The sequence below is a fragment of the Paenibacillus sp. MZ04-78.2 genome (assembly GCF_024213375.1).
GTDB lineage: Bacteria > Bacillota > Bacilli > Paenibacillales > NBRC-103111 > Paenibacillus_G.
In genome coordinates this window covers 1-5,893 of the sequence record NZ_JANAVJ010000086.1, presented here as the reverse complement: position 1 = coordinate 5,893, position 5,893 = coordinate 1, and the positions used below count along the sequence as shown (strand labels likewise).

Here is a 5,893-nt window from a genome sequence, read left to right as displayed (position 1 = left end):
ACCTCCCGTTCAAGATACCTTCATTTTCTCATGAGCTTGAGGTTCTTGAAAGGTGGTGAGTATTTGACGCTCACGTATAAAACACTGATTGCCTACTTCATGAATTATCGTGTCAAATCAGATCATCACGTTGAATTTGATATCGTCTTTCACGGATTTCTTCCAAACGATACGTCAGCTGACAATGTTGCTCCAGTTGTCTCGATCAACGGACCTTATCATGGAACCATAGGATATCCCATCCAATTCAGCAGCAAAGGTTCAAATGATCCGGATGGAACCATTGCTTCGTACCACTGGGATTTCGGTGACGGGACCACGAGCCAAGATGCGAATCCCGCGCACGTTTATTCCAAGACAGGCACATTTAAGGTTGCCCTAAAAGTAACGGACAATCAAGGCAAATCGAATGAAAAAACGACCACCTCCCAATAATACATTCGAGCAAGCCAACGGTCCTTTGCTCTCCAACGTAAACGGATCTCGTCGGTACCCTCTCTTTATCCCAAGGAAGATACTATTTGTACATATACAACTATTCAGGGCTTAAAGGTTCTTACCAAGTTACCATAAATGACTAAAGAACAAATTGTTCGCTCTAAAAAAGCACGCAGCAGGTTATCCTGTGCGTGCTTGAACCGTTCCTATTTTGTCTCCGACTCATCCGGTACATCATATTTATTGATATGCGAAGTGATCGCCTCAACGGCTTCGTTTACATCCGTCGTCGCAGGCACTTCGTTCACCACGTCGTCCGTCTGGTCATAAAAATTCAACCGGTTCGCCTCGGCCGCTTTCTCTTTATCAGTTTCTTTCATCTTCAAGTTGCCTCCTTCTTAGCCTATGTTCACCTATTACTATGCACGAAGTTAATATCTGTTATGCATAAATTCGACAGACTCCCGAAATCCTGCTAAAATGCACTATAGACTTCCCCCTATAAAAGAATAAAGGTGAAAAACCATGCTATCCTTTTCCAGATTGACTAAATGCAAACCCCCTATCCCGTAATTACTTTGCCAGCCCATTGAGATTTTTGAATTATAGGGGGAATTGGCTGTGCAAAGAAAAATCTCATCACCATCATTACTGTTGTTCATTGTCCTTGTAGCTTTTCCGCAAATTAGCGAAACGATCTATACACCTTCATTACCGGATACCGCGAAGAGCCTGCATACAACCGGCAATGCGATCCAGCTGACACTCAGTATATATTTCCTCGGTTTCGCCGTTGGCGTTTTTTGCTGGGGAAGGCTTTCGGATTCCATTGGGCGGCGTCCCGCTTTGCTTTGGGGAATCTTGGTTTATATCCTGGGCAGCTTAGGATGTTACCTGTCCGGTTCGGCTGAATGGTTGCTGGTATGCCGATTCATTCAGGCTTTTGGCGCCAGCACCGGCTCGGTGGTGACTCAAACCATACTTCGTGAGAGTATCGATGGAGCCAAGCGTCATGCGGTGTTTGCTCAGATTTCTGCGGCACTTGCCTTTACACCGGCCATCGGGCCGTTAATTGGAGGATGGGTCGATCAAGTGTTCGGTTTTAGAGCTGTGTTCTTCACTCTGGTTGTGATGGGGGCCGCCATTTTTGTGTACACCATGGCTTCTCTGCCCGAGACAAGAGTATCCACGAGCTCCGGCATTCGTACGTTTTCTATAGCCAAGCGCTTGATTTCTGACAAAAGAGTATGGGCATTCGGTTTTCTCATAGGAGCGACAAACGGCATATTGTTTAGTTACTATGCTGAGGCCCCGTTCATTTTTATCGAGTATTTTCACATAAGTCCGGGTGTATTTGGTTTTTTAGGAATTTTCGTGGCGCTGTCTTCCATTATCGGTGCGATGCTGTCGAAGAAACTGCTAAACCGGGTCCCGGCAGAAAAAATTATTTTTCTTGGTTCCCTCGTCACGATGACGGGGGCCGTATGTCTCACCGTTCTTGCACTTTATGGCGTGAGCCCTTCCGCAGCAGGATTGGCATTCATGATCGCTTCGATCTTTATCCTCCTGCTAGGAATCGGTATGGCCATTCCTAACTGCCTGAGTCTGGCGCTCGTCAATTACGGCGATGTTCTTGGTACCGCGGGCGCCATTTTCGGATTAGGTTATTACGTGGTGGTCAGCCTGATTACCAGCGGGATGAGCTATCTTCACGATGGTTCGTTATTAACGATGCCTATCTATTTTCTCTTATTGGCGATAAGTATGGCCTTTGTGAGCAAGAAGCTTTAAACATTGGGAAGCCGGTTCTCTCTAAGCAGAGAATCGGCTTCTCTGCATTCCCCCGCTAAACGCCCTCGACTGATGGCCAAAAAAATAAGCTCCCGAGCGGGAGCCTAAACTTAGTTTTCGACAACGATTTTAACGGCTTGGCCGATTGGCGGCAAGCTTTTGGTCAAGATCGGACCATAGAAGGCATACACTTTATCGCCTTTTTTAAGCTGATCTGCGGCAACCAGCTGATTATCCTTCGTTCCGATCACAGGTGTATCCCCTGCCACATTCAGGATTACCGTGTCATGCGATCCGTCGCTAAGCTTATTGTAAGAGTACAACCCCTGGAGCTAAGGCTCCATATTTGCTGTTCTCCATCTCCTAAACGCGATGCCCGGTTAAAATGTTGCACGGCACGGAGTTCCAAGCAAAAAAACGCCTGCTCTCGAAATGGAGGGCAAGCGGTTTAATGTTCTTCCTCAGATGTTTGTGGGATTGTCACGGAAGCTTTTTCTCCATACAAATACTGCTGGGGCAATCCACATAGTCTCCAAAAGGATCGATATCGATAAATCCGAATTTCTTGTATAGCGCTATCGATTCGGGCTGCATAGGCCCGGTTTCGAGGAGTAAGGATCTAAATCCCGCCCGCGCCGCTTCCTGCTCCAAAAATGACAAGATACTTGACGCAATTCTTTTGTTTCTGAACGAAGGATCTACGAAAATCCGTTTCAATTCGGCAGCCTGTGCATCTAGAGGGCGGTAAGCCCCGCAGCCGGCAGCCACACCGTTACAACAGGCAAGGACGAATACCATCTCGTTAACCTTGGCCCCTTCCAAATCAACGCCAAACACTTCGTCCGGAGGGTACAACGAATATAGGTAATCGTCCAGTTTCGCAATCAATGCGATCAAATGCTCATTGTTCGGCTCTACGACTTGTATTGTGAACGTCTCCATGCTCTGCTCCCTCTGTACGAAATCTAGTTCCGATTATACAGAATCCACTTTATTCGGACAACTATCATATCTTGATTTGTTACATAACATTACATAAATTGCACTTTCACTTCCCAGAAACTTTTCAAACCTAATCTCGTATAACAGAATAACGAACCTAAAAGGAGGTTTTTCGGATGTATCTTCTAGCTATACTGCTCCCTCCTGTTGCCGTTCTATTTTGCGGAAAACCGATACAGGCCCTTCTCAACTTTATTCTGACACTCTTCTTCTGGCTGCCGGGCGTCATTCACGCTTGTCTGGTCGTTCACGAACGCAAACAGGATCAACGGATGGAAAGAATGTCCCGGAACTCGTACAGGTAATGGGATATAGGAAGCGGATCGCCACAAAAACACTTCTCTTATCGGAAGTGTTTTTTGTCATTAGGAATCTTATTTTATGGTTGACTCTAACGTTACGTTATACTTTAGAGTTATGCTTGAAAGGAGGTCGCGACGATTCCGGTGAAGGTGAAAGAGGTTGCGGATTTAGTCGGCATCAGTGTGCGCACGCTTCATCATTACGATGCGATTGGATTATTGTCCCCGGACGGGACGACGGAAGCCGGGTATCGCTTGTACTCTGAAGATAATCTTGAAATGCTGCAGCAGATTTTGTTTTTCAGAGAACTTGACTTCCCTTTAACGAAAATCAAAGAAATGATACACAGTCCTTCCTTTAACCGTCTGGAAGCGTTGGAGCTGCACCGGAACATGCTGCTCGAAAAACGAAGCAGGCTCGATAACATGATAGCGACGATCGATAAAACGATACGTCATGCGAGAGGAGAAATTCAGATGACGACGAAAGAAAAATTCGAAGGCTTTGACTTTAGCCGTAATCCTTATGAGCAAGAAGCCCGCGAACGCTGGGGCAATGAAGCGGTCGATAAGGCCAACGCCAAGGTCGGCTCCATGTCGAAAGACGAACAGGAAGCGATGGGCAAAACGATGAATGGGATCTACGCCAAGCTGGCCGAACTTCGCGGCGGCTCGCCGGATTCTGCGGAGGCGCAGGCGGCCATTAAAGAATGGTACGATCTACTGAACCAAATGGGTTCTTACTCGCTCGAAGCCTTCAAAGGCTTGGGTCAAATGTATGTGGATGACGAGCGCTTCACCCAAAGCATCGACCGCTTCGGCGACGGATTGGCGAAATTTATGAGCGATGCGATGGCTGTTTATGTGGATACGAACCGGAAATAGTACGATGGGCAGTCCCGCAAGTCATTCCCGGATGACTTCGGGCCTTCCCCAATCAAAAGCTGGGAACCCGTCACCGTGCCGCCATCGGACTGTCGGAGCGGACCGATGCGTTAATCATCGTTGTATCCGAGGAAACCGGGAAAACCTCCTTTTGTCTGAACGGCCATCTTTATCCTTTCTCGATCCCCTCTTCCGTTTAAGATCACTGGAGACGGGGTTGATCGGGATTCGTTATCCCTTAGCACAGCGCTTTTAGCTCTTTAATTTGCTCGATATGTCGTTGCTCGTGTAAATACAATAGTTCAACCCATTGATCTAATGGCAAGTCGCCAAAAACAGGATGATTTACTGCTATTGCCTTCAAAATGGACTTGTCATCTATCTTACTAAGAACATCCATCAATTTATTTCTTGATTCGCTTAATAGTTGAACGATTTGCAAAACTTGAAAAGGTTCGGAACTTGGTTCCGAAATCTGGGGCGCTTGAATCTTATTGGACCGATCTGACACAAAGTGAGCCGGGAGGTGTTCTGATCCGGTTGGCCTCTTTTGTTCAAGCCCAAACACAATTGCTTTTGCGAACAACTTTTCCGTAATAAACAAATGATGACAAACCTGAGCTATACTCCATTTACTCGTCTCAAATCGTCGATTGAATTCATCAAAACTTAGAGAAGAAACCTCATTTAGCAACTGCTCTCTGGTTGTAAATAAATTCTCTTCAAATTTATCCATACGATATCTCCTTTCGTTTCCATATATCCACATTTATTATAACAAATTCCTTGCCCTTCTCAAGCAAAAAATAAACCGTCATCTTGAAGGGATAAATGCCTTGCACGAAAGAACCGAAAAAACCGGACCCTTAAAGGATTCCGGTTCTCATATGATCAAGTGAAGTTCAGCTAACGTTCCTCGTTTGCTTTTCTAAAAATTCCCATTAAAAAATCAGAAAGTCTCTCTTCTGAAACGACTTGAATTCCGTTTCTTTTAAGTAGAGCAGTTGTTACTCCATTTCCAACCATTTTCTTACCTTTAAATTCACCGTTATAAATCATCGAACTTCCACAAGAGGGGCTAAACTCTTTAAGAATAACTACTGTTGCTTCGACTTCTTTAGCTTTTCTTAGAGTAGCATAAGCTCCTTTTACATACAGTTCTGTAACGTCTCTCCCCGATTTCTCGACAACTTTAGCCTTACCATCAAGGACATCTTCCCCACTACCACCAACGATCTCAGCTGGTTCTCTTGGAGTTGAAAATCCTCCGAGCAATTCTGGACATACAGTTATCGCTTGGTTATCTTCTAACAGTTCGCGTATCTTTTTATCCAAACAATGCGTACCATTATATCTTACCTCTAGCCCTGCTAAACAAGAGCTCACTAATATCATTTATCACGCCTGTTGATTAACCAAAATAAGGTATTCAAAAATTGAAAAAAGGCCACTCTTTCGATAAAATCGATTCTACC

At 45.3% G+C, this 5,893-nt stretch carries 9 protein-coding genes and 1 pseudogene; 5 read left to right on the top strand and 5 right to left on the bottom strand.

What is annotated here, in order from left to right:
* Positions 1-435, top strand: a 435-nt coding sequence (locus tag NLX71_RS25830) for a PKD domain-containing protein (protein WP_254366647.1), incomplete at its 5' end; no start/stop codon positions are given.
* Positions 436-644: 209 nt separating this feature from the next.
* Here NLX71_RS25830 and NLX71_RS25825 read toward each other — a convergent pair.
* Entirely contained in the window at positions 645-818 is a 174-nt protein-coding gene (locus tag NLX71_RS25825; protein ID WP_254366646.1) for a hypothetical protein, read from the bottom strand.
* A 241-nt stretch (positions 819-1,059) separates the two neighbouring features.
* Between NLX71_RS25825 and NLX71_RS25820 the strand changes: the two genes are divergently transcribed.
* Positions 1,060-2,229 carry a multidrug effflux MFS transporter gene (locus tag NLX71_RS25820; RefSeq protein ID WP_254366645.1) on the top strand — a complete coding sequence of 390 codons (1,170 nt, stop codon included), beginning with the start codon at positions 1,060-1,062 and terminating at the stop codon, positions 2,227-2,229.
* Between the two features lie 110 nt (positions 2,230-2,339).
* Here the strand turns inward: NLX71_RS25820 and NLX71_RS25815 are convergent, their stop codons facing one another.
* Positions 2,340-2,480, bottom strand: coding sequence for a YobA family protein (locus NLX71_RS25815; RefSeq protein WP_254366644.1), 141 nt, complete (start codon positions 2,478-2,480; stop codon positions 2,340-2,342).
* 229 nt (positions 2,481-2,709) lie between these two features.
* Entirely contained in the window at positions 2,710-3,171 is a 462-nt protein-coding gene (locus NLX71_RS25810; RefSeq protein WP_254366643.1) for a GNAT family N-acetyltransferase, read from the bottom strand.
* Between the two features lie 176 nt (positions 3,172-3,347).
* Here NLX71_RS25810 and NLX71_RS25805 point away from each other — a divergent pair, with 176 nt between their 5' ends.
* The 3 genes and pseudogenes from NLX71_RS25805 to NLX71_RS25795 form a co-directional block, all read left to right on the top strand.
* Positions 3,348-3,536, top strand: coding sequence for a YqaE/Pmp3 family membrane protein (locus tag NLX71_RS25805; protein ID WP_090673451.1), 189 nt, complete (start codon positions 3,348-3,350; stop codon positions 3,534-3,536).
* Between the two features lie 135 nt (positions 3,537-3,671).
* The gene (locus NLX71_RS25800; RefSeq protein WP_254366648.1) at positions 3,672-4,418 is read left to right on the top strand and encodes a MerR family transcriptional regulator; all 747 of its coding nucleotides are present in this window, start codon (positions 3,672-3,674) and stop codon (positions 4,416-4,418) included.
* Between the two features lie 50 nt (positions 4,419-4,468).
* Positions 4,469-4,618, top strand: a pseudogene (locus NLX71_RS25795) (diadenylate cyclase); the annotation flags it as partial.
* Between the two features lie 38 nt (positions 4,619-4,656).
* Here NLX71_RS25795 and NLX71_RS25790 read toward each other — a convergent pair.
* Positions 4,657-5,154: a DinB family protein gene (locus NLX71_RS25790; protein ID WP_254366642.1), complete on the bottom strand. Its 498-nt coding sequence runs from the start codon at positions 5,152-5,154 to the stop codon at positions 4,657-4,659.
* A 170-nt stretch (positions 5,155-5,324) separates the two neighbouring features.
* Complete coding sequence (locus NLX71_RS25785; protein ID WP_254366641.1) at positions 5,325-5,813, bottom strand: 2-thiouracil desulfurase family protein; 489 nt, start codon at positions 5,811-5,813, stop codon at positions 5,325-5,327.
* Between the last annotated feature and the right edge of the window lie 80 nt (positions 5,814-5,893).

Coding starts and splice junctions, on each gene's coding strand:
- NLX71_RS25790 (WP_254366642.1), bottom strand. CDS start 5,154: ATGGATAAATTTGAAGAGAATTTATTTACAACCAGAGAGCAGTTGCTA.
- NLX71_RS25805 (WP_090673451.1), top strand. CDS start 3,348: ATGTATCTTCTAGCTATACTGCTCCCTCCTGTTGCCGTTCTATTTTGC.
- NLX71_RS25810 (WP_254366643.1), bottom strand. CDS start 3,171: ATGGAGACGTTCACAATACAAGTCGTAGAGCCGAACAATGAGCATTTG.
- NLX71_RS25785 (WP_254366641.1), bottom strand. CDS start 5,813: ATGATATTAGTGAGCTCTTGTTTAGCAGGGCTAGAGGTAAGATATAAT.
- NLX71_RS25825 (WP_254366646.1), bottom strand. CDS start 818: ATGAAAGAAACTGATAAAGAGAAAGCGGCCGAGGCGAACCGGTTGAAT.